Below are 19,953 nucleotides of genomic sequence, written 5' to 3'. Positions count from 1 at the left end.
AGCGATTCTGGTTTTTAAAGTGAAACGATTTATTCGCAGCGACGCCATGGTCCGGCTGTAAATCGCTGAGGCGTTTCCTGAAGGCCGGGGCGAGGCGCAGGGATGCGCCGAGAGGGCGGGCTTTACAGGGACGTTACCTCCGCCCGTCCCCGATAAGCCGGAAGGAATAAGACGAGGGCACCGCGAAGCGGCGATTTACCGCCGGGAGCCCGGGTCGCCAGGGTGGTGGCGATTGAGCCACCCTGGCACGTTCACCGGTCATGTCGTTAAAGAGTAGCAAGGAACATAAAGTGAACGGAATGACCACCGCAGCCGTATGTTCCCCTCACCCTAACCCTCTCCCCAAAGGGCGAGGGGATTGTTCGCTACTCGCATTCATTTGTGAGGATTAGAGCCAGCACGCGCAGGCCGGGTAAGGCGTAGCCGACACCCGGCAATACCCTCACTGTGCAGCAGCTTTCACCGGCGCAGCCTCATCATTCGCCGCAGGCTGATTCTCCGGCACGCTGTCGCACGGTTTTGCTTTCGGACAGACCCGATCCAGCATTTTCAGCGCCACGCCGTTGCTCCAGCCGAAGCCGTCCTGCAGCGGATACTCACCGCCGCCGCCGCCCGTACCGGTTGTCGACACGTCATACTTCTCGACCAGTTTCTTTTCGCGGTCGTAAGTATGCTGAACGTTCTTCAGGAAGCGCCAGGTCACGTCCATTGAGACCTTCTCCTGTCCGTAATTCTGCAGCCCTTCCGCGGCCACCCACTGCAGTGGGGCCCAGCCGTTTGGCGCATCCCACTGCTGGCCGCTGTTTACGGTGGTGGTCGCAATACCGCCCGGTTTCAACAGGCGCGATGAAGTTGCCGCGGCGACTTTATCGGCCCGATCCTGCGCCGCCGCCTTCACGTAAAGCGGGAACAGGGCTGCCGCCGTGAGCTGATTGCGTACCTTCTTGCTTTTCAGATCGTAATCCGCGTACCAGCCCTCTTTATCATTCCACAGGTGGCTCTCGATGGCTTTCTGACGCGCCGTCGCCAGCGCCTCGTATTTGCTTGCGCTGGCGGCGTCGCCACCCTCCTGGCTTGCCCGCGCCAGCAGTTTTTCCATCTTGAACATCAGGGCGTTCAGGTCCACGGGGACAATGCTGGTGGTTCGGATGGTGCCGAGCTTTTGCGGATCGTCCATCCAGCGCGAGCTAAAGTCCCAGCCCGAGGCCGCAGCGGAACGCAAATCACGGTAGATCTCGGTCGCAGGCCGGTTAGGGTTACTTTTGGCGGTATTCACGTCGTCAAGCCAGGACTCCGGGCGCGGGGTGTCGCGGTCGTCCCAGTAGCGGTTGAGGATAGCGCCGTCGTCCAGCTTCACCACGCGTTTGTTAGCCTGCCCCGGCTGAAGGGCGTCGACGCCGTCCATCCAGTAGGCATACTCTTTCTCCATCTGCGGGCGGTACTTCTTCAGCGCATCGCTGTCGTGGGTCGCCAGCAGTTCAACCATCATTGAGAAAAACGGCGGCTGGGAGCGGCTCAGGTAATAGCTGCGGTTGCCGTTGGGAATGTGGCCGAAGGTATCAATCTCATACGCAAAGTTATCCACCATGTCGCTGATTTTGTCCCAGTGATCGCTCTCTGCCAGGCCCAGCATGGTGAAATAGCTGTCCCAGTAGTAGACCTCGCGGAAACGTCCGCCGGGCACAACGTAAGGTTTGGGTAACGGCAGCAGGGAATCCCATTTGTTGCTGGCTTTATCCGTGGTGCGCGTCAGCACGGGCCAGAGATCGTCAATGTGCTCACGTAAACTTTGTCCAGCAGGCGGAACATATTTTTCCCCTTCCGCAGGGAGCGTAAAGTTCATCTCGACAAAGTGGCGTAAGTCAAAGCTGGACTGCGTGTGCTGCATCCGGTAATCCGCCAGAATCATCAGCGGGTCGCTTTTGGGGACGGCATCCGCGAAGGTTTTCTGATCGGGAAACAGTTTGGCGCTTTGCACATCGTTAAACAGCGGGCCCAGCAAAATATCGGGTGAGGTTGTCTGGGCTGCGGGGCTATCGTCGGCATAACCGAAAGTAGTGACGCCGAGCAGCGCGCCTCCTAACGCAAGGGGCAAGAATGCGGGGCGTAGTGTACGAGGTCTTATCATCAGTTCGTCTCCTGTCTTCACTAAACAGCGTGACCGCTGTTGTCAATCACCTGAAAACCTTAGACGAATATTGCCCGCTTCGCGTTAATAATTGCCTGCCCGTCAGACCTCTTCCGGCGTCTGGCTGGCTTCCCGCAGCGTGCCCGGCGCCTGTCCAATGATGCGCTTAAACGCCCGGCTAAACGCCGCCAGAGAGCCGTACCCCAGCCGCAGCGCGACGGTTTCAATCGGCTGATTTTCGTGGCGAATGTACTGGATGGCCAGTCGCATTCTCAGCTCGCTGAGATATTTTGCCGGGGTGGTTCCCGTCGCGGCCAGGAACCGTTCGGCGAACACGGAACGGGACGTGCCCGCTTCTTTTGCCAGATCCGCCACGCTCCAGTTCAGGCCGGGCTGCTGGTGCATGGCGTAAATGGCCCGGCTCAGGCGCGGGTCACGCAGAACCTGCACCCAGCCGGTGGCTTTACCACACCCGCCTTCAACCCAGCCGCGCACGATTAACGCCGCCACCACGTCGGCCAGACGCGCAAGGATCCCGGCGTACCCGGCCTGACGCGCCACGGATTCCCGCTCCATCGCCGCCAGCAGCGGGTGGATCTCCGGCCAGGTGGACATCAGCCGGCTGACCATCATCACTTCCGGCATCGCCTTGATCAGCGGCTGCATCCCGCCCAGCTCAAAATCCATGCACCCGCTAAAGATGATGGTGTTCTCGCTTTCCGGGCAGGGCTCGCAGGTGATGGCACACACCGAGCTGCAGATAGGCTCGCTGGGAAAGTCGCTGACCGGGGTAATGGTGGCCCGCTCGTCGGAGAGCAGGGCATGGGAATTGCCGCCTGGAATAAAGAGGGCGTCTCCGCTGCTCAGCTGAAAGGCCGCACCGCTCTCCATTCGCAGCAGGGCGCTGCCGTGGCTCACGAAATGAAACTGCGCTTTGCCGGGGGCGTGATGGAACGCGACGCCAAACGGCGAGCAGGCTTCAATCCGCCGGTATTTAACCCCTGACAGGCGCATGCCGCGTAAAAGTTCGCTGATCAGATCGGGTGACTGTACGGTCATGGCGCAACTCCGGACGAATAATCAATAAGTGGAGATTATATGTCATAGATCGTCCAGGGTGAACCTCCTATGCTTTTGCGACGGTTGTCACATTTTTATAACGGGAGAAAAACAGATGAATTCATGTGTCGCGGCGAGCGAGGCGGTAGCGCCTGCAAAACCCGCCTGGCGGGCCGTCTATTCACTGGGGCTGGGGGTGTTTGGTTTGATTACGGCAGAATTTCTGCCCGCCAGTCTGTTAACGCCGATGGCCGCGAGCCTGGGCGTGAGTGAGGGAATGGCCGGACAGGCCGTCACCGCCACCGCGCTGGTGGCGCTGGTGACCGGACTGCTGATTACGCCGGCAACCAAAAGCATCGACCGCCGCTGGGTGCTGATGTTTTTCTCGGTGCTGCAAATTATCTCCAGCCTGCTGGTAGCCTTTGCGCCCAACCTGCACGTCCTGCTGATGGGCCGCCTGCTGCTGGGGATCGCCATCGGGGGATTCTGGGCGATGTCGACGGCGACCACGATGCGTCTGGTTCCGGCGGATAAAGTGCCGAAGGCGCTGGCGGTGATCTTCTCCAGCGTATCGATAGCCACGGTGGTCGCGGCGCCGCTCGGCAGCTATTTGGGCAGCCTGATCGGCTGGCGCAACGTCTTTGTTCTCTGCATCCTGCCGAGCATGCTGGCGCTGCTGTGGCAGCTCTGGGTCCTGCCGTCCATGAAGCCGGAGAGCAGCGGCAGCCTGAGTACGCTGTTCCGCGTGCTGCGTCGTCCGGGGATGATCGGCGGCATGCTGGCGACCATCCTGATCTTCAGCGGCCATTTCGCCTTCTTTACCTACCTGCGCCCGTTCCTGGAAACGGTGGGGCAGGCGAGCGTTGAGACCATTTCGCTGATCCTGCTCGGCTTTGGGCTGGCCAACTTTGTCGGCACCTCCGTTGCCGGGCATCTGCTGGCACGCAATCTGCGCCTGACGCTGGCGCTGGTGCCGTTCGCAATGGGCGTTCTCGCGCTCACGATGGTGGCGTTTGGTCATCTGGCGATGCTGGACGGGTTCCTGGTCGCGCTGTGGGGCTTTGCATTTGGTCTGGTTCCGGTGGGCTGGTCAACCTGGCTTGCTACCACCGTTCCGGATGAAGCCGAAAGTGCAGGCGAGCTGCTGGTGGCCTCAATTCAGCTGGCAATCAGTGCCGGTGCGGCCGGGGGCGGGGCGGTATTTGACCTCAACGGTGCCAGCGGCGTATTCGCGGGCAGCGGTCTTTTGCTGGTAACGGCGATGGTAATTGTGTTTATGGGAGTAAAAGTGAAGGCGGAGTGAATTATTTGCCGGGTGAGCGCAAGCGCCACCCGGCATCACGGTAAGACTTACAGCCCTTTCTTATCCATCCACACCGCCAGATCAACCAGACGGTTAGAGAAGCCCCACTCGTTGTCGTACCACGCCAGGATCTTCACCATGTTCCCGCCAATCACCAGCGTGGAAAGCCCGTCGATAATCGAGGAGCGTGGATCGCCCTGGTAATCGCTGGAGACCAGCGGTTCGTCGCTATAGCCCAGAATACCTTTCAGTGGCCCGCTGGCGGCCGCGTTGCGGAACGCCTCGTTCACCTCTTCGGCGGTTACGTTACGGCTCAGCGTTACCGTTAAATCCACAATCGACACCACCGGCACCGGCACGCGCAGGGAGTACCCGGTCAGTTTGCCGTCAAGGGATGGGATCACTTTCCCCAGTGCTTTTGCCGCGCCGCTTGAGTAAGGCACAATCGACAGCGCCGCCGCGCGCGCGCCGCGCAGATCTTTCTCCGGCTGATCGTGCAGCGCCTGGCTATTGGTGTAGGCATGCGTGGTGTTCATCAGGCCATGCTCAATCCCGAACTGCTGATGCAGCACCTGAGCGGCAGGTGCCAGGCCGTTCGTGGTGCAACTCCCGTTACTCACCACCGCGTGACGGGCTGGATCGTACTGCTCGTGATTAACCCCCATCACAATCGTCAGGTCGTCGTTCTTCCCGGGGGCGGAAATGATGACGCGCTTGGCGCCGCCGTGGGTGATATGCACCGCCGCTTTTTCCCGCTCGGTAAAGAAGCCGGTGGCCTCAATCACCACGTCTACCCCGGCATCACGCCAAGGGATATTCGCCGGATCGCGTTCGCTAAATACGACGATCCGCTGCCCGTCTACCTGCAGCGCGCCGTCAGCCGCTTCAACGGGCGCGGGCAGTTTGCCCAGAAGGGAATCGTGTTTCAGCAGATGGGCGAGGGTTTTACTGTCCGTCAGATCGTTAATGGCCACAATCTGCAGATCCGGGTTACCCAGCGCCGCGCGCAGGAAATTACGTCCGATACGGCCGAAACCGTTAATACCGACCTTAACCATGGTGCACTCCTTATCTCTGTTGTCTGGAGTCACTGTAGGCGTCGGGCCGTTTGGCGTAAACGACAAAAAAGGATCAGATTACGCCATCTTGCGGCAGTGGAAGCGCTGGCGGTACTCGCCGGGCGTGAGGTGAAGCTGTTTCTCAAAGATGCGGCGCAAGTTAATGCTGGTGCCAAACCCGCTTTGCTCGGCAACGCGCTCAAGGGAGTCATGGGTCTGCTCAAGCAGCTGGCGGGCCGCGGCCAGACGCGTTTCGGTCACGTAGCGGGCCGGAGAAACTCCCGCGTCGCGGGTAAACACGCGGGTGAAATTACGCGGGCTCATTGCCGCTTTCTCGGCCAGATTTTCCACGCACAAGTCGGCGGTGAGGTTTTGCAGGATCCAGGTTTGCAGTTCGCTTATCGGGCCCGATGCGCCAGGCTGCTGCAGGCTGTAGCGGCTGAACTGCAGCTGGCCGCCGGGGCGGCGCAGATACATCACCATATCCTGCGCCACGTCGCGGGCGAGGGTAAATCCGTAGTCGTCTTCCACCAGCGCCAGGGTCAGATCAAACCCGGAACTCACGCCGCCGGAGGTCCAGATGGGGCCATCCTGAATATACAGCGGACCGCCTTCGACGTGGATAGTCGGATACTGGGCTTGCATCGTCTCCAGCAGCCGCCAGTGGGTGGTCGCCCTGCGACCGTCCAGCAGGCCGGTCTGGGCCAGCAGCATCGCGCCGCCGCAGATAGAGGCTACCCGCCGGGCGTGCGGCGCAGCGAGGTGCAGCCAGTCCACCACCGCCGTGCTCTCCTGCTCGTTCATGCCGCGTCCGGTGATAATAATGGTGTCCAGCGGTTCACGCGGATCCAGCTCCGGCAGGCGATAGTCCGCCAGCAGATTCAGGCCGGACTGGCCGTGGATCACCTGGTGAGGCTGGGTGGTGGCGATGATAATCCGGTAGCGCGGCTGCGCAAGCCCTTCCGGATGCAGCCGGTTGGCCTGCATCAGAATATCGGCGATACCGGCGGCCTCAAACAGCATGCCGCCGTCGGGAACAATAATCAGGATCTTCTTCATGTCCTGAAAAGTACCTTTATCACGGAATAAGTCAAGCAGCGCGTGTGCTCCACGTTTCTGGCAAAGCAATGCGATTTAAGTTCTTTGTTATTTCAGGCGTTATCCCCGATCGTCAGAGAATTATCTCTGGCGAAACGGCGTCTTAAGGAATGGGTCAACGAAGCTCCCTCTATTTACATCCGCAACAACGCAATCAAATTCATCGCCTCGCGTCGGGTTTCTTATGGCGAAGCGAACTGCCCACCTGGCTGTTGATTATCACGATTTATGCCGGCTGGTTTGCCACGCTGGCGTTCTGGCAAACGCTCGGCCTGCTGCCCGCCACGCTGCTGCTCATCGGGTTTACCGCCTGGTACATGTCCCTGCAGCATGAGCTGATCCACGGGCACCCCACGCGTTTTGCCTGGCTCAACCAGCTGTTCGGCACGCTCCCGCTGGCGGTCTGGTATCCGTATGGCCTGTACCGGGACTCCCATCTCGCCCATCATAGGCACCATAGCCTGACCCATCCGGTGGATGACCCGGAGTCATACTATTTTACCGACGAGAGCTGGGCGCGCTTTTCCCCCTGGCAGAAGCGTACGATCCGCGCCCGGAATACCTTCGCCGGGCGGCTGGTGCTGGCCCCGCTGCTGGATATCCTGCAGACGCTGGGCAGCGCCGTGGCGGCATTTCGCCACCTTCACCTGAGGGCGATGGCGATGTGGCTGGTTCACGTTTTGCTGCTGGTGGCGCTCTTCGCCTGGATGACGCGTACCGGTTTTTCACCCGTCTGGTTTGTGCTGGCCGTCAGCTATCCGGCGCTGGCGCTGACCAAGGTCCGATCGTTTTTCGAACATCGCGCGGCGGACGACCCGCTGGCGCGCTCCGTCATTAACGAGGCCGGGTTATTCTGGCGGGTGCTGTTTTTGAATCTCAACTACCATTCAGTGCATCACGATCTGCCGGGCGTTCCCTGGTACGGGCTGAAGGCCATCTACGAGCAAAACCGGGAGGCATACCAGCGGCGAAACCACGGTTTTCTCGTCAGGGGCTATGGTGAATGGCTGCGTCAGTTCTGGGTCAGACCCGTCGACGTCACCGTTCATCCCGCAAAACAACAGGGGGAAGGGTATGAGTAAGCTGCTGGCATTTCCCATGTATGCCGTGGATCGCGCCGATACGCGCGCGCTCTGGCTGGCGGTAAAGGGGCTGCTGGCCGCGCGCGGTGTGTCCGTCGATCGCGATCCCGGCTGGCCGGAGTCTGACCTGCTGAGCCACTGGCAACAGCCTGCGCTTATCCTCAGCCAGACCTGTGGTTATCCGCTGGTCACGCAGCTCCCGGACGTGCAGGTGGTCGGCTGTTTTCACTACGCGGCACCGGGCTGCGAAGGGATCCAGTACCGCAGCTTTCTGGCGGTGCGCGAGGAGGATCGGCACCTCACGCTGGCGGATTTTCGCGGACGTCGGGCGGTCTGTAACTCCCCGGATTCCCAGTCCGGCTACAATGCGCTGCGAAAAAAAGTGGCTCCCCTTGCGAGCGGCGGTCCCTTTTTCGCGCAAACGTCCTTCAGCGGCAGCCATCGCCAGTCGCTGATTGATGTGAAGCGCGGGGCGGGGGATATCGCGGCCATCGACTGTGTGACCTGGGCACTGCTGCAGCGCCATGAGCCGGAACGGCTTGCGGGACTGGCGGTCATTGACCGCACCCCGCTGACGCCGGGACTGCCGCTGATCACCTCGCATAACACCTCGCCTGAAACGCTTAACGCTATTCGCGATGCGCTTCACGAGCTGGTGGATGCGCCGGAATACCGGGAGATGCGCGACGCGGTGCTGATCGACGGTTTTAGCGTGGTGACGCGCGAGGCCTACGCCTCATTGTCCGCGTGATAAATCTCCTGCGCGTCGGTAAAGCAGCGCAGCGCCAGCGAGGAGACCGGCTTCTGCCTGCGCATAATCAGGCCGACGGGAGCCTCAATGTTCGCGTCGGCGATGGGGACGATCCTGAAGTTGCTGTTCAGTGCCTCCAGCCCGTTGTTCAGCGGCATGACGGCGCAGCACACGCCGCTCTGAACCGCCTGAATGATCTGGAACGTCGAGTCGCTCTCGAAAACGGACGTCGGTTCGATGCCTGCAGATTTAAAGCTGGCCTCCATATGCGCCCGGTAATGCATCCCTTTGGTCAGGAACCCCAGCGGAAAATCCGTCAGGTCGTGCCACGTCAGCGTTGCCTGGCCGAGCTGAAAATGGCGGACGTCGTGCAGCAGGCCCATCTTGGTTTTTGGCAGCTGGATAACGTCAAACAGGCTGGTGTCGATGCTGTTGAGGTAGCAAATTCCCAGTTCAAGCTGATTGCGACTTACGCCGTCGGCAATCTGCGCTGAGGACATGGAATAGAGGCTGTAGGTCAGCTCCGGGTATTTTCGCGTCAGCAGGCGAATAAAGATCATCGGATCCACGCTCGCCAGCGGCACCATCCCCAGACGTAATTCGCCCACCACCTGGCCTTTACACAGCGCGGCTTCCGCCTGTAACCCGTCGTGCGCGGCAAGCAGGGCACGGGCCCACGCGAGGATGCGTTCACCCTCCAGCGTAAACCCTTCAAAGCGCTGCCCGCGCACGATCAGCACCAGCCCCAGCTCCTCTTCCAGGCTGCGGATGCGCATGGAGAGAGTCGGCTGGGTGACGTTGCACTGCGAGGCCGCTTTACCAAAGTGGCGGGTCTCGTCGAGTGCGATTAAATATTTTAACTGTTTAATATCCATCATTATCTCTGCGCGAGCAGCCTTACAGCATGCGGATCTCTTTCGAGCGCAGGGTGATGCGAACCGGAACGGATTTATACGACGGCGTACCGCTGTCCTTATCCAGATAATCAAGCGGCACCAGCACGTTGGCCTCCGGGTAATAGGCGCCGACGGTGCCCGGCGCGATGTTGTACGCCACCACGGTAATGTCCTTCAGACGCTGGACGCTGCCGGGGAGGGCGGTTTCGATATCCACGCGGTCGCCGTGTTCCAGGCCTGACTGCACCATATCGTCTTCGTTCATAAACAGCACGTCGCGGCGGCCAAATACGCCGCGGTAGCGGTCGTCCAGGGCGTAAATGGTGGTGTTGTACTGGTCGTGGCTGCGAAGCGTGATCAGGCGCAGAACGTGCTCACCTTCGCCGCTGGCGTTCTCGTGAACGCCGTCGAACACCGAGAACATCGCTTTTCCCGTCGCCGTTGGCCAGATGCGCTGCGTCGGCGGCAGCGGCATGCGGAAGCCGCCGGGAACGCGGATCCGCGCGTTGTAGTTCTCAAAGCCCGGAATGGTCTGCTCGATCAGATCGCGGATGCGGTCGTAATCCTCAACCAGCGTTAGCCAGTCCACGCGGGTTTCCGGCAGCGTGGCTTTCGCCATGCCGGCGACGATAGCCGGTTCCGAACGGAGTAACGGCGAGGCGGGCTTCAGCTTGCCGGACGAGGCATGGACCATCGACATGGAGTCTTCGACGGTAATGGACTGACGGCCGGTGGCCTGGAGATCCAGCTCGGTGCGGCCGAGACACGGAAAGATAAAGGTCTCTTTGCCCACCAGCAGATGGGTACGGTTGAGCTTGGTCCCGACGTGCACGCTCAAATCCAGGTTGCCCATCGCCGGAAAACCCCGCTCGTGATCGGGCATCGCGACGGCAAAATTACCCCCGAGGCAGATGAGCGCCTTCGCGCGGCCGTCGATCATCGCCTGCGTGGCCTGCACCGCATCGTGTCCGTGCTGAGACGGCGGCTCAAAGCCGAAAACGTCCTTCAGACGGTTCAGGAAGGCCGGGGTAGGCTTCTCGCTAATCCCGACGGTGCGGTTTCCCTGAACGTTGGAGTGGCCGCGCAGGGGGCAGATACCCGCGCCTGGCTTGCCGATGTTTCCGCGCAGCAGCAGCAGGTCGGCGATCAGGCGGACGTTTGCCGTACCTTTATTGTGCTGGGTAATGCCCATCCCGTAGGTAATGATGGTGGCATTTGATTTCGCATAGGCGTCGGCCACCTTTTTGAGCGCCGCCTGGCTCAGGCCTGACTCGCGCTCGATCTCGTCCCAGCGGGTTTGCGCGATATCGGCGGTGAAGTCCTCAATGCCCTGGGTGTGTTCGGCAATAAACGCATGGTCGAGCACGTCACCGCGTTCGGCCTCCATTTCCAGCAGATGTTTGGCAATGCCTTTCAGCGCGGCGGCATCGCCCCCGGCCTTCACCTGGAAATAGGTCGAGGCGATATCCGTTGAGCCGTAGGTCGCCATTTCAATCACGCTTTGCGGGTCGGCGAAGCGTTCGAGGGCGCGCTCGCGCAGCGGGTTAAAGACGATAATCGGCACGTTGCGACGGGCCAGCTCATGGAGAGTCCCCATCATTCGCGGATGGTTGGTGCCGGGGTTGTGGCCGATGGAGATCACCAGCTCGGTCTTATCGAAGTCGTCCAGCGAGACTGTGCCTTTCCCGATGCCAATCGAACGCGGCAAACCGACGCTGGTGGCCTCGTGACACATATTTGAGCAGTCGGGGAAGTTATTGGTGCCGTATTCGCGGGCGAAGAGCTGGAAAAGATACGCCGCTTCGTTAGAGGCGCGTCCGGAGGTATAGAACTCGACCTGGTCCGGTTCGAGCCCGCGCAATACTTCGCCGATGCGTTGAAACGCCTCTTCCCAGTCGACGGGCCGGAAGGTATCGCTTGCCCGGTCATAGCGCAGGGGATGCGTCAGCCGACCGTAGCCTTCCAGTTCAAAGTCCGATTTTGCCAGCAGCGAGGAGACGCTGTTCTCAGCCAGAAACGCGGGGGTAACGCGTTTGCTGGTGGCTTCCCAGGTCACGGCTTTGGCGCCGTTCTCACAGAACTGGAACGTCGACTTGTGTTCTTTATCCGGCCACGCGCAGCCCGGGCAGTCAAAACCGTCAGGCTGGTTGGTGCGCAGCAGCGTGGCGGGAGCATCAAAGGTATCCATTTGGGTACGTACCGCGATGGCCGTCGCTTTTAACGCGCCCCAGCCTCCGGCAGGACCGTCATAGTGTCTGATACCCGGCACCGAGCGTCTTTTCTTATTCATACCCACTCCTGATTTCTTCGGTCACACAACGTCTGAACCCATAAAAACGCTGCAACGGACAATAAGTAAAAGCAATGACGACCGGATGGCTATGCGCATGCGGTGTGGAAAAATGCTTTATCTTAAATTCGTTTTATTACAGAGTTTTATCGGGTCTGATGCTTAAATATTTAAAGAAATTATAACGAAATTTTATCATTTTAATAATAAATCTTATCTATCAAACGGTAGGCAAGATAGATGGGGCGAGCAGGAGAGGATGTAGCAGCAATAAAATTTCGAATGAAGCCTTTGAGCGGCAGCAATAAAGAATGTTCGCAGCTGGCGGGCTATTGCGAGCATTTTCGGCTGCGGTAATGTCAGGATGGTTAACGCAGGCTTAATGATTAATGGATATAATTTATGCCTGACAGGGGAATTATCACAACGCGAAATATAAAGTTATTTTGAGGCGTAAAATTAACGTAGTGCAACATAAGTGAAATAGCCACATTCACGTTGTCGGGTGCATTCAATATTAAAGATACCCTGTTAGTGCAACAAATAATTCATCTTTCATATATTCTGCTGACCTCACCAATACGCGAATTCTACTAATTATGGTAGTGGCGATAATAGCAGTATTGCGTTATTGAAAGTGGTTCTCTTTTGTTCTTTTTCTTTATAATACAATAATTTGCGTTGTAATGTGGTGGAAAAATAACAGCGTGTAGGCCGTATCGGCTTTTTTCATAGGATTAATCCTATAATTTTCCGACTGCTTCATTTACCAACAGTTACGTAGCGGTAAATATTGAATTGAGACGAAGCTCATGTAAACTTGTTTACCGTTTGTCAAAATATGTCAGGAAGACACTGGGCCTTATTCTGAAGGGCTCGTGCGGTAGCTATGCCCTTAAAATAGTAACGCCCCGAAAATATCCTGGCTATTTTAACAATAGCACCTAAGTCAAACTTCACCCCCTTATCTTCATCATCGAAATATCGCTACGGAAAAGCATATGAAAATGCGCGTACTGTTTTCACTTCTGTTTGTAATGGCGGTGGCGGGCTGTAAAGCGCCGCAGAAACCTGTGATCAACGACGATACGATCGAGACCAGCCAGGTCAACGGCGTGACCTTAACCCACCGTCACGCTGTGACGCCGCCTGCGGAGTTCAACCCGGTCAACGAACCGTATCGCGCCATGTATCCGGCCTCCCTGATGAGCCGTCCTGACTTCGGCGGCAAAGTTATCCGCACTCTCGACACCGGAAAAACGTACGTGGTACTGGGGCAGGTTGAACACTACTGGATGGCGCTTGCCGATGAAGGTAACGATCAGCTGATTGGTTACGTCCCGATGCGCGCCGTGATCAAGGCCGACCTGTACGACGCCGCCGTGCGTAAACAGGCCATCCGTCCGAAGGCGCGTAAAAAAGCGATCTGTGTCGACGTCGATGGCAACAGCAAAGCCTGCAAAGACAGCGCTAACGGTACCTGGATCCTGAACTAAACGGCTTGCATGAGCGCATTTTTATGAATAATAAAAATTTTCATAAGCTGTGGTTATTCTTTTACGCGGTGATTTTCGCCCTGGTCAGTGGTTGTACGTCGTCTTCACACAGCGACCCCTCCCGCTACAATCTGAAGTTTCAGGCTCATCCACAAATCAACGAATCTGCGCCGCTTAAGGTTCGGGTGTTGTTGCTGAAATCCGATGCGGATTTCATGTCCAGCGACTTCTACTCCCTGCAGAACAACGCGTCAGCCACGCTTGGCGCGAATCTGCTGAACAGCGACGTGTTCTTCCTGATGCCGGGACAGCTGTCCAAAACCCTCAGCGGGCAAAGCTCTCCGGAGGCCCGCTACATCGGCGTGATGGCGGAGTATCAGATGCTGGATGGCAAAAAATGGCGCGTTTCACTCCCTCTGCCTGTGCCTGGCGAAAATCATATCTACCAGTTCTGGAAATGGTCCGCGGATGAACTTCAGGCCAACGTTTTTCTCGACGTGAACGGCATTCGGGTCATCAGCCAGTAACGCGCTTCAACACAGGAAACACATCATCATGACGAAAGCAGAAAAGGTCGTCTGGACCGAAGGCATGTTCCTGCGTCCACACCATTTTCAGCGGACTGAAAGCTATCTGCTCAACCATGTTCGTGAATGGGGCGCGCTACAGCGGTCATATCTCTGGGGCTTTCTTGACGTGGAACTGGATGAAGCGATGCTTCGTCAGGGATGCATTGCCCTGAGCTACTGCAGTGGCCTGCTGCCGGACGGCACCTTTTTCCAGGTGCGTAACGGGCGCAACGGTCCTGTACCGCTGAAAATTCCTGACAACCTCACCAACGAAAAGGTGGTGCTCGCGCTGCCTGTTCGTCGCGGCGAGAGAGAAGAGGTGATTTTTAGCGAAGAGCCGGCCTCGCTGGCGCGCTTCATCGCTTTCGAGCAAGAGGTGGAAGACGACAACGCCATGTCGGTGGGGGATGCCACCGTCCAGTTTGGCCGCCTGCGTCTGACCCTGATGCTGGAAAAAGACCTCACGGCGGAATGGACCGCCATCGGCGTGGCGTTTGTGACGGAGAAACGTAACGACAACCACGTGCGGCTCGACAACAGCTACATCCCGCCGATGCTCAACGCCAACAACAGCCCGCAGATCTACAGCATGATCAACGATCTGCACGGTCTGCTGGTGCAGCGCAGCCAGCAAATTGGCGGTCGTCTGCGCCAGCCTGGCCGCTTTAACACCTCCGAACTGATTGAGTTCACGCTGCTGTCGCTGGTTAACCGTCATCTGGGCGAAGTATCTCATTTAAAAACCCTCCCGCTGCTGCATCCCGAAACGCTCTGGCGCAGCTGGCTGCCGTTTGCGACCGAGCTAGCCACCTGGACGTCGCAGCGTACCGCCGAAAGCGTGCTGCCGATTTACGATCATGACGATCTGGCAAACTGCTTCAGCAAACTGATGCTGATGCTGCGTCAGGGGCTGTCGCTGGTGATGGAAGACCACGCGATTCAGCTGCCGCTGAACGAACGCTCCCATGGCCTGAACATCGCTACGGTGCCTGAAACCAGCATGGTGCGCGAGTTCGGCTTCGTGCTGGCGGTAAAAGCCAATGTGCCAGGCGAACATCTGCAAACCCATTTCCCGGCGCAGATGAAGGTCGCGCCGGTCTCGAAAATCCGCGATCTGGTTCAGCTTCAGCTGCCGGGCATTATGCTGCGCGCCATGCCGGTCGCGCCGCCGCAGATCCCGTGGCATGCCGGCTACAGCTACTTTGAACTGGAGAAGGGCAGCGAGCTGTGGCACGAGATGGATAAGTCCGGCGCATTCGCCCTGCATCTTGCAGGGGAGTTCCCGGGGCTGGATATGGAGTTTTGGGCCATCCGTAGCCCGACAGAATAATAAAGCGAGCGCTTAATATGCAGGAACGACAGGACACCGGCAGTGATGCCGCGTTTACCGGGGCCAGTAGCAACAATCAGCTGGTGGCGGCCGCCAATCCGCTGCTCAACGCGATTCCGCAGATCCGTCATTCGGTCTCCCATGACGATCAGGTGGCGTTACGCCAGCGCCTGATCGATGAGATTCGCCGTTTCGAAGTCCGCTGCCAGCAGGCGGGGCTGCCCTACGAAGTGATCGTCGGGGCGCGTTACTGCCTGTGTACGGCGCTCGATGAGGCCGCCGCGCTCACCCCCTGGGGCAGCAGCGGCGTCTGGTCAAGCAACGGTCTGCTGGTGACCTTCCATAACGAAACCTGGGGCGGTGAGAAGTTCTTCCAGCTGCTGGCGCGCCTGTCGCAGAACCCGCGCGAGCATATTCTGCTGCTGGAGATGATCAACTACTGCCTGCTGCTGGGCTTCGAAGGACGCTATCGGGTACTGGATAATGGCCGCACCCAGCTTGAAACCATCAAGCAGCGGCTGTGGCAGATGATCCGCGGCGTGCGCGGCAGCTATCCGCCGCCGCTTTCTCCCCATCCGGAAGATCGTCCGGTGCTGCGCAAGCTCTGGCGGCCGATGGTTCCCCTGTGGGCCTGCGTGGCGCTGGCCGGGTTTATCGCCTGTCTGTTTTATATCGTGCTTAACTGGCGCCTTGGCGATAACACCAACCCGGTGCTGGCGAAGATTTACCAATCCCAGCTGCCGGAAACCACTATTCAGCAGCCGGCCCGTCAGCTACCAGCGGTGCTGAACCTGCGCGGCTTCCTGAAGCCTGAAATCGAGGCTGGCCTGGTCGCGGTGAAAGACGAAGCGGATCGCAGCGTCGTTATCCTGAAGGGCGACGGGCTGTTTGCCTCTGCCTCTACCGTCGTGCGTGACCGCTATGAACCGGTCATCAACCGCATTGCGCAGGCGATGAATAACGTCAGCGGCAAAATTCTGGTGGTGGGCTACAGCGACAACGTGCCGATCCGCAGCGCGCGCTTTGCCTCGAACTATGAACTCTCTCTGGAACGCGCCCGCTCGGTACAGAAAATGCTGCAGGGAAGCCTCTCTCAGCCTGGCCGCGTGAAAGCGGAAGGGCGGGGCGAGATTAACCCGGTGGCGCCGAACACGACGCCTGAAAACCGCGCCCGTAACCGCCGTGTGGAAATTACTCTGCTGGTGTCGCCTGAAAACACTCAGGCCGAGCTGAACGGATTGCCGCAAGGAAACTAAGGATGCTGACTACACTTCTTTCCATCTTGACCAACCGCATTCTGTGGAGCTTCCTCGGCGTAACGGCGCTTGCGGCGGTGATCTGGATGATTGGTCCCCTGTTGTCCATCGTGGACACCCGACCGCTTGAGTCTGAACAGAACCGCATTATCAGCATCGCCGTGGTCTATCTGCTCTGGGCGCAGGGCCACATTCTGCCGCGCCTGTACAATGCCTGGCTTAACCGCAAGCTGATGGACAAGCTCAAGGAGAACACCGCCAGCCCGGAAGCGGCGGATCCGCAGAAGCGGCTGAACAGCGAGGAGCAGATCCTCGCCAGCCGCTTTGATGAAGCCGCGCAGATGCTGAAAAAAGCGCACTTCAGCAAAGCGGGCCAGGGCGCCCAATGGACGCAGCGCTTCAGCACGCAATATCTCTATCAGCTGCCGTGGTACGTCATTATCGGCACGCCGGGCTCCGGTAAAACCACGGCGCTGGTTAACTCCGGGCTGCAGTTCCCGCTGGCCGATCGCTTCGGTAAGACCGCGCTGCGGGGCATTGGCGGCACGCGTAACTGCGACTGGTGGTTTACCAATGAGGCGGTGCTGCTGGACACGGCGGGCCGCTATACCACCCAGGAGAGCGAGCAGGTACAGGACGCCGGCGAATGGCTGGAGTTCATCAACCTGTTGCGTAAGTATCGCCGCCGCCAGCCGATCAACGGCGTCATCATCACCATCAGCATTTCTGACCTGCTCACCCAGTCCGCCGAGGCGTCCCGCCAGCAGGCGGTGAACCTGCGCCAGCGTCTGTCCGAGCTGCATGAACAGCTGGGTATTCGCTTCCCTGTCTACGTGATGGTGACCAAGGCCGATCTGCTTAAAGGCTTCCGCGCCTGGTTTGCCGACTACGACAAAGCGCAGCGCGACCAGATCTGGGGCTTTACGCTGCCGTGGGAGCAAACCAAACACGCCGATTACGACCTGATGGGCAACTTCCAGCAGGAGTTTTCTCTGCTGCAGCAGCGCCTCGATGCCGGGCTGCCGGAAACCATGCTGAAAGAGCACGACGCGAAAACCCGCGCCGAAGCGTATCTCTTCCCGCAGGAGTTCGCCGCGCTGCGTCCGCTGCTGGCGGATTACCTGAGCACGGTCTTCGCCCGCTCCAACTTCGAAACCGAGTTCTCTCCGCGCGGGATCTACTTCGCCAGCGGGACTCAGGAAGGCATGCCGTTCGACCGCGTGATGGGCGAACTGAACCGCGCGCTGTCGCTGCCGGAAGGGGGAGAGGCGGATAACTGGGATTCGGTCAGCAAAGAAGCGCCGATCCCGGGGGCAAAAGGTCAGAGTTTCTTCATTAAGAACCTGCTGCAAAACGTCATCTTCCAGGAAGCCGGTATCGCGGGCGAAAACCGCTGGTGGGAGCTGCGCAACCGGGCGGTGATCTGGTCCGGCTACGCGGCGCTGCTGGCCCTGCTGGTTATCCTCGGCGGTCTGTGGCTGACCAGCTATGCCAAAAACAAGGCCTATCTGGAAGAGGTGGATGCGAAGGTGCCGCTGCTGGACCAGCAGAGCAAGTCGCTGCAGAACCAGACCCAGCGTGACCTGTTCGATCTGCTGCCGCTGCTGAACGGTCTGGTGGATCTGCCGAAAAGCGACGCGTTTGATGTGAACGATCCGCCCGTATCCCGCCGTATGGGGCTCTACCGCGGAGATGACGTCAGCGATGCCTCGCAGTCGCTGTACCAGAAAGCGCTGGATCAGATGCTGTTGCCTGCCGTTGCCATGCACATCACCACCTGGCTGCGCAACGACAACGGCAGCGACGTGGAATACAGCTATGAAGCGCTGAAAGCCTATCAGATGCTGTATCAGCCGAAGCACTACGACGGCAAATTCCTGCATTCGTGGGTGATGCTCAACCTGCAGCGAAATCTTCCGCAGAACGTCACGAAGGCGCAGCTGCAGCAGCTTGAATGGCACCTGACGCAGCTGCTGGAACCGAAAATTCAGGCCTCGCCGTACGCGCAGGATGAATCCCTGGTGGCCCGCGAAAGAGCGATGATCAATCAGCAGCCGCTCTCCACGCGCGTATACGGTCGCCTCAAACGCCTGCTGGAGCATGATGACAACCTCAAGCCGGTCTCCCTTTCCGACCTGGGCGGACCGCAGAGCGAGCTGGTGTTTTCCCGCAAAAGCGGCAAACCGGTGAGCGAAGGCGTGCCGGGTCTGTATACCCCGGACGGTTACTGGAAAAGCTTTAACGGCCAGATTGACAGCGTAACCACCGCCCTGCACGAGGACGACGCCTGGGTGCTGGGGGCCGCGACGGCGCAGGAGGATAAACAGCAGATCGATAACGCCGTGCGCCAGCTCTACATGCGCGATTTTATCGCGAACTGGGATCGCTTCCTCGCCGACATTCAGCTCAATAACAGCGCCGATCTCTCCCAGCGCATCAACACCGCGCGCCTGCTCTCCGGAGCAAACTCGCCGCTGCGCCGCCTGGTGCAGAACCTGAGCCAGGTCCTGACGCTGTCGCGCAATGCGCCAGCGCCGGAAGATGCGGATAAAGCGCAGGCGCAGAGCAACCGCGCCACCCGCACGCTGGAAGCGCTGTTCAGCAACAATGACGCTGCGCCGGCCCAGGCCGCCGTGGTCACCCAGGCGCCGGAACAGCTGGTCACCGACCACTACGCGCCGATGATTGAGCTGGCGCAGCCGCTGGAGAAGGGCGGGAAGACCATCGTGTTTGATGATTTTCTCAAGCAGGTGGATGAGCTCTATCGCTACCTGACCGCGGTTCAGGACGCGGCCAACAGCGGCATGCCGGCACCGGGCGGAGAGGCGATCAGCCGCCTGCAGGCCAGCGCCGGTCGCCTGCCGGGCGGGCTACAAACCATGTTCAGCAATATGGCGGTGGGCGCCAGCAGCGATACCCAGCGCCGCGACCTCGAAAACGTGCGGAAGCGTATTAACGTTGAGGTGGGAGGATTCTGCCGTCAGGCGATCGCCAGCCGTTACCCGCTGGTGCGCAGTGCCAGCACCGAGGTCACCCCTGACGATCTCGCGCGCATGTTTGCGCCGGGAACCGGGCTGATGGACGCTTTCTTCCGCGACAATCTGACCAATAAAGTGGATACCACGCAGGCAAACTGGCGCTTTATGCCGGGCATCGACGGTAAAACGCTGCCGGGAAGCGAAGGGCTGCTGAGACCGTTCCAACAGGCCCAGTCGATTCGCGACGCTTTCTTTGCTAATGGCGCCACGACGCCGTCCTTCAAGGTGACGGTTCGCACCGTGCGAATGGATAACTCCATTCTGAACCTGACGCTGGACGTCGACGGCCAGCTGCTGCGCTACAGCCACGGCCCGCAGGCCGTGCAGATCATGAACTGGCCGGGGCCGGGCGGCACCAACCAGGTACGCATGCAGCTGGGGCTGGCGAACGGCAGCACGGCGACGCTGGTCACCAACGGCGCCTGGGCGCTGAACCGCTTCTTTGATAAGGCGAGCACCAGCCCGGGGGCGGGTAGCCTCAGCCGTCAGGCCACCTTCAACGTCGACGGACATCAGGTCACGCTGGAGTTTGCGCCAAACAGCATTCGTAACCCGTTCCAGCTTCCCCGTTTCTCATGCCCATAACCGCAAGGACAGCC

At 59.3% G+C, this 19,953-nt stretch carries 14 protein-coding genes; 8 read left to right on the top strand and 6 right to left on the bottom strand.

Features of this window, described 5'->3' with window-relative positions; translation table 11 throughout:
- Positions 1-442 precede the first annotated feature (442 nt).
- Positions 443-2,128, bottom strand: coding sequence for an alpha,alpha-trehalase (locus SPG90_RS08705; protein WP_045404335.1), 1,686 nt, complete (start codon positions 2,126-2,128; stop codon positions 443-445).
- A 102-nt stretch (positions 2,129-2,230) separates the two neighbouring features.
- Positions 2,231-3,187, bottom strand: a complete 957-nt coding sequence (locus SPG90_RS08700; protein ID WP_045404333.1) for an AraC family transcriptional regulator — start codon at positions 3,185-3,187, stop codon at positions 2,231-2,233.
- A gap of 115 nt (positions 3,188-3,302) precedes the next feature.
- Between SPG90_RS08700 and SPG90_RS08695 the strand changes: the two genes are divergently transcribed.
- The gene (locus tag SPG90_RS08695; RefSeq protein WP_126303762.1) at positions 3,303-4,490 is read left to right on the top strand and encodes an MFS transporter; all 1,188 of its coding nucleotides are present in this window, start codon (positions 3,303-3,305) and stop codon (positions 4,488-4,490) included.
- Positions 4,491-4,537: 47 nt separating this feature from the next.
- Here SPG90_RS08695 and gap read toward each other — a convergent pair whose 3' ends face one another.
- The gene (gap, locus tag SPG90_RS08690) at positions 4,538-5,548 is read right to left on the bottom strand and encodes a type I glyceraldehyde-3-phosphate dehydrogenase (RefSeq protein WP_047173199.1); all 1,011 of its coding nucleotides are present in this window, start codon (positions 5,546-5,548) and stop codon (positions 4,538-4,540) included.
- A 78-nt stretch (positions 5,549-5,626) separates the two neighbouring features.
- Entirely contained in the window at positions 5,627-6,607 is a 981-nt protein-coding gene (locus SPG90_RS08685) for a GlxA family transcriptional regulator (protein WP_322408083.1), read from the bottom strand.
- 149 nt (positions 6,608-6,756) lie between these two features.
- Here SPG90_RS08685 and SPG90_RS08680 point away from each other — a divergent pair, with 149 nt between their 5' ends.
- Both SPG90_RS08680 and SPG90_RS08675 read left to right on the top strand, forming a co-directional pair.
- Positions 6,757-7,728, top strand: a complete 972-nt coding sequence (locus SPG90_RS08680) for a fatty acid desaturase (protein WP_047173198.1) — start codon at positions 6,757-6,759, stop codon at positions 7,726-7,728.
- On the top strand, positions 7,721-8,479 hold the full coding sequence (locus tag SPG90_RS08675) for a phosphate/phosphite/phosphonate ABC transporter substrate-binding protein (RefSeq protein WP_126303761.1): 759 nt from the start codon (positions 7,721-7,723) through the stop codon (positions 8,477-8,479). Before SPG90_RS08680 ends, SPG90_RS08675 begins: the two co-directional genes overlap by 8 nt.
- On the opposite strand, the gene SPG90_RS08670 is transcribed toward SPG90_RS08675, so the two are convergent.
- Positions 8,458-9,354, bottom strand: coding sequence for a LysR family transcriptional regulator (locus SPG90_RS08670; RefSeq protein WP_047173229.1), 897 nt, complete (start codon positions 9,352-9,354; stop codon positions 8,458-8,460). The two genes, SPG90_RS08675 and SPG90_RS08670, sit on opposite strands and share 22 nt — an antisense overlap.
- A gap of 22 nt (positions 9,355-9,376) precedes the next feature.
- The gene (locus SPG90_RS08665; RefSeq protein ID WP_047173196.1) at positions 9,377-11,665 is read right to left on the bottom strand and encodes an FdhF/YdeP family oxidoreductase; all 2,289 of its coding nucleotides are present in this window, start codon (positions 11,663-11,665) and stop codon (positions 9,377-9,379) included.
- A gap of 1,001 nt (positions 11,666-12,666) precedes the next feature.
- Here SPG90_RS08665 and SPG90_RS08660 point away from each other — a divergent pair.
- The 5 genes from SPG90_RS08660 to tssM are packed head-to-tail and all read left to right on the top strand — an operon-like array spanning position 12,667 to position 19,939.
- The gene (locus SPG90_RS08660) at positions 12,667-13,161 is read left to right on the top strand and encodes an SH3 domain-containing protein (protein ID WP_322408082.1); all 495 of its coding nucleotides are present in this window, start codon (positions 12,667-12,669) and stop codon (positions 13,159-13,161) included.
- A gap of 23 nt (positions 13,162-13,184) precedes the next feature.
- The gene (tssJ, locus tag SPG90_RS08655; RefSeq protein WP_045404315.1) at positions 13,185-13,688 is read left to right on the top strand and encodes a type VI secretion system lipoprotein TssJ; all 504 of its coding nucleotides are present in this window, start codon (positions 13,185-13,187) and stop codon (positions 13,686-13,688) included.
- 28 nt (positions 13,689-13,716) lie between these two features.
- Positions 13,717-15,060 carry a type VI secretion system baseplate subunit TssK gene (gene tssK / locus SPG90_RS08650; protein ID WP_029740099.1) on the top strand — a complete coding sequence of 448 codons (1,344 nt, stop codon included), beginning with the start codon at positions 13,717-13,719 and terminating at the stop codon, positions 15,058-15,060.
- Positions 15,061-15,077: 17 nt separating this feature from the next.
- Complete coding sequence (locus SPG90_RS08645) at positions 15,078-16,316, top strand: DotU family type VI secretion system protein (RefSeq protein ID WP_033145801.1); 1,239 nt, start codon at positions 15,078-15,080, stop codon at positions 16,314-16,316.
- 2 nt (positions 16,317-16,318) lie between these two features.
- Positions 16,319-19,939 carry a type VI secretion system membrane subunit TssM gene (gene tssM / locus SPG90_RS08640; RefSeq protein ID WP_322408081.1) on the top strand — a complete coding sequence of 1,207 codons (3,621 nt, stop codon included), beginning with the start codon at positions 16,319-16,321 and terminating at the stop codon, positions 19,937-19,939.
- Positions 19,940-19,953 lie beyond the last annotated feature (14 nt).

Source organism: Enterobacter sp. D2 (genome assembly GCF_034427575.1).
In the GTDB taxonomy this organism is placed as follows: domain Bacteria; phylum Pseudomonadota; class Gammaproteobacteria; order Enterobacterales; family Enterobacteriaceae; genus Enterobacter; species Enterobacter cloacae_M.
Note: the sequence above shows the minus strand (reverse complement) of the source record. Positions and strands in the feature narration are given on the sequence as shown.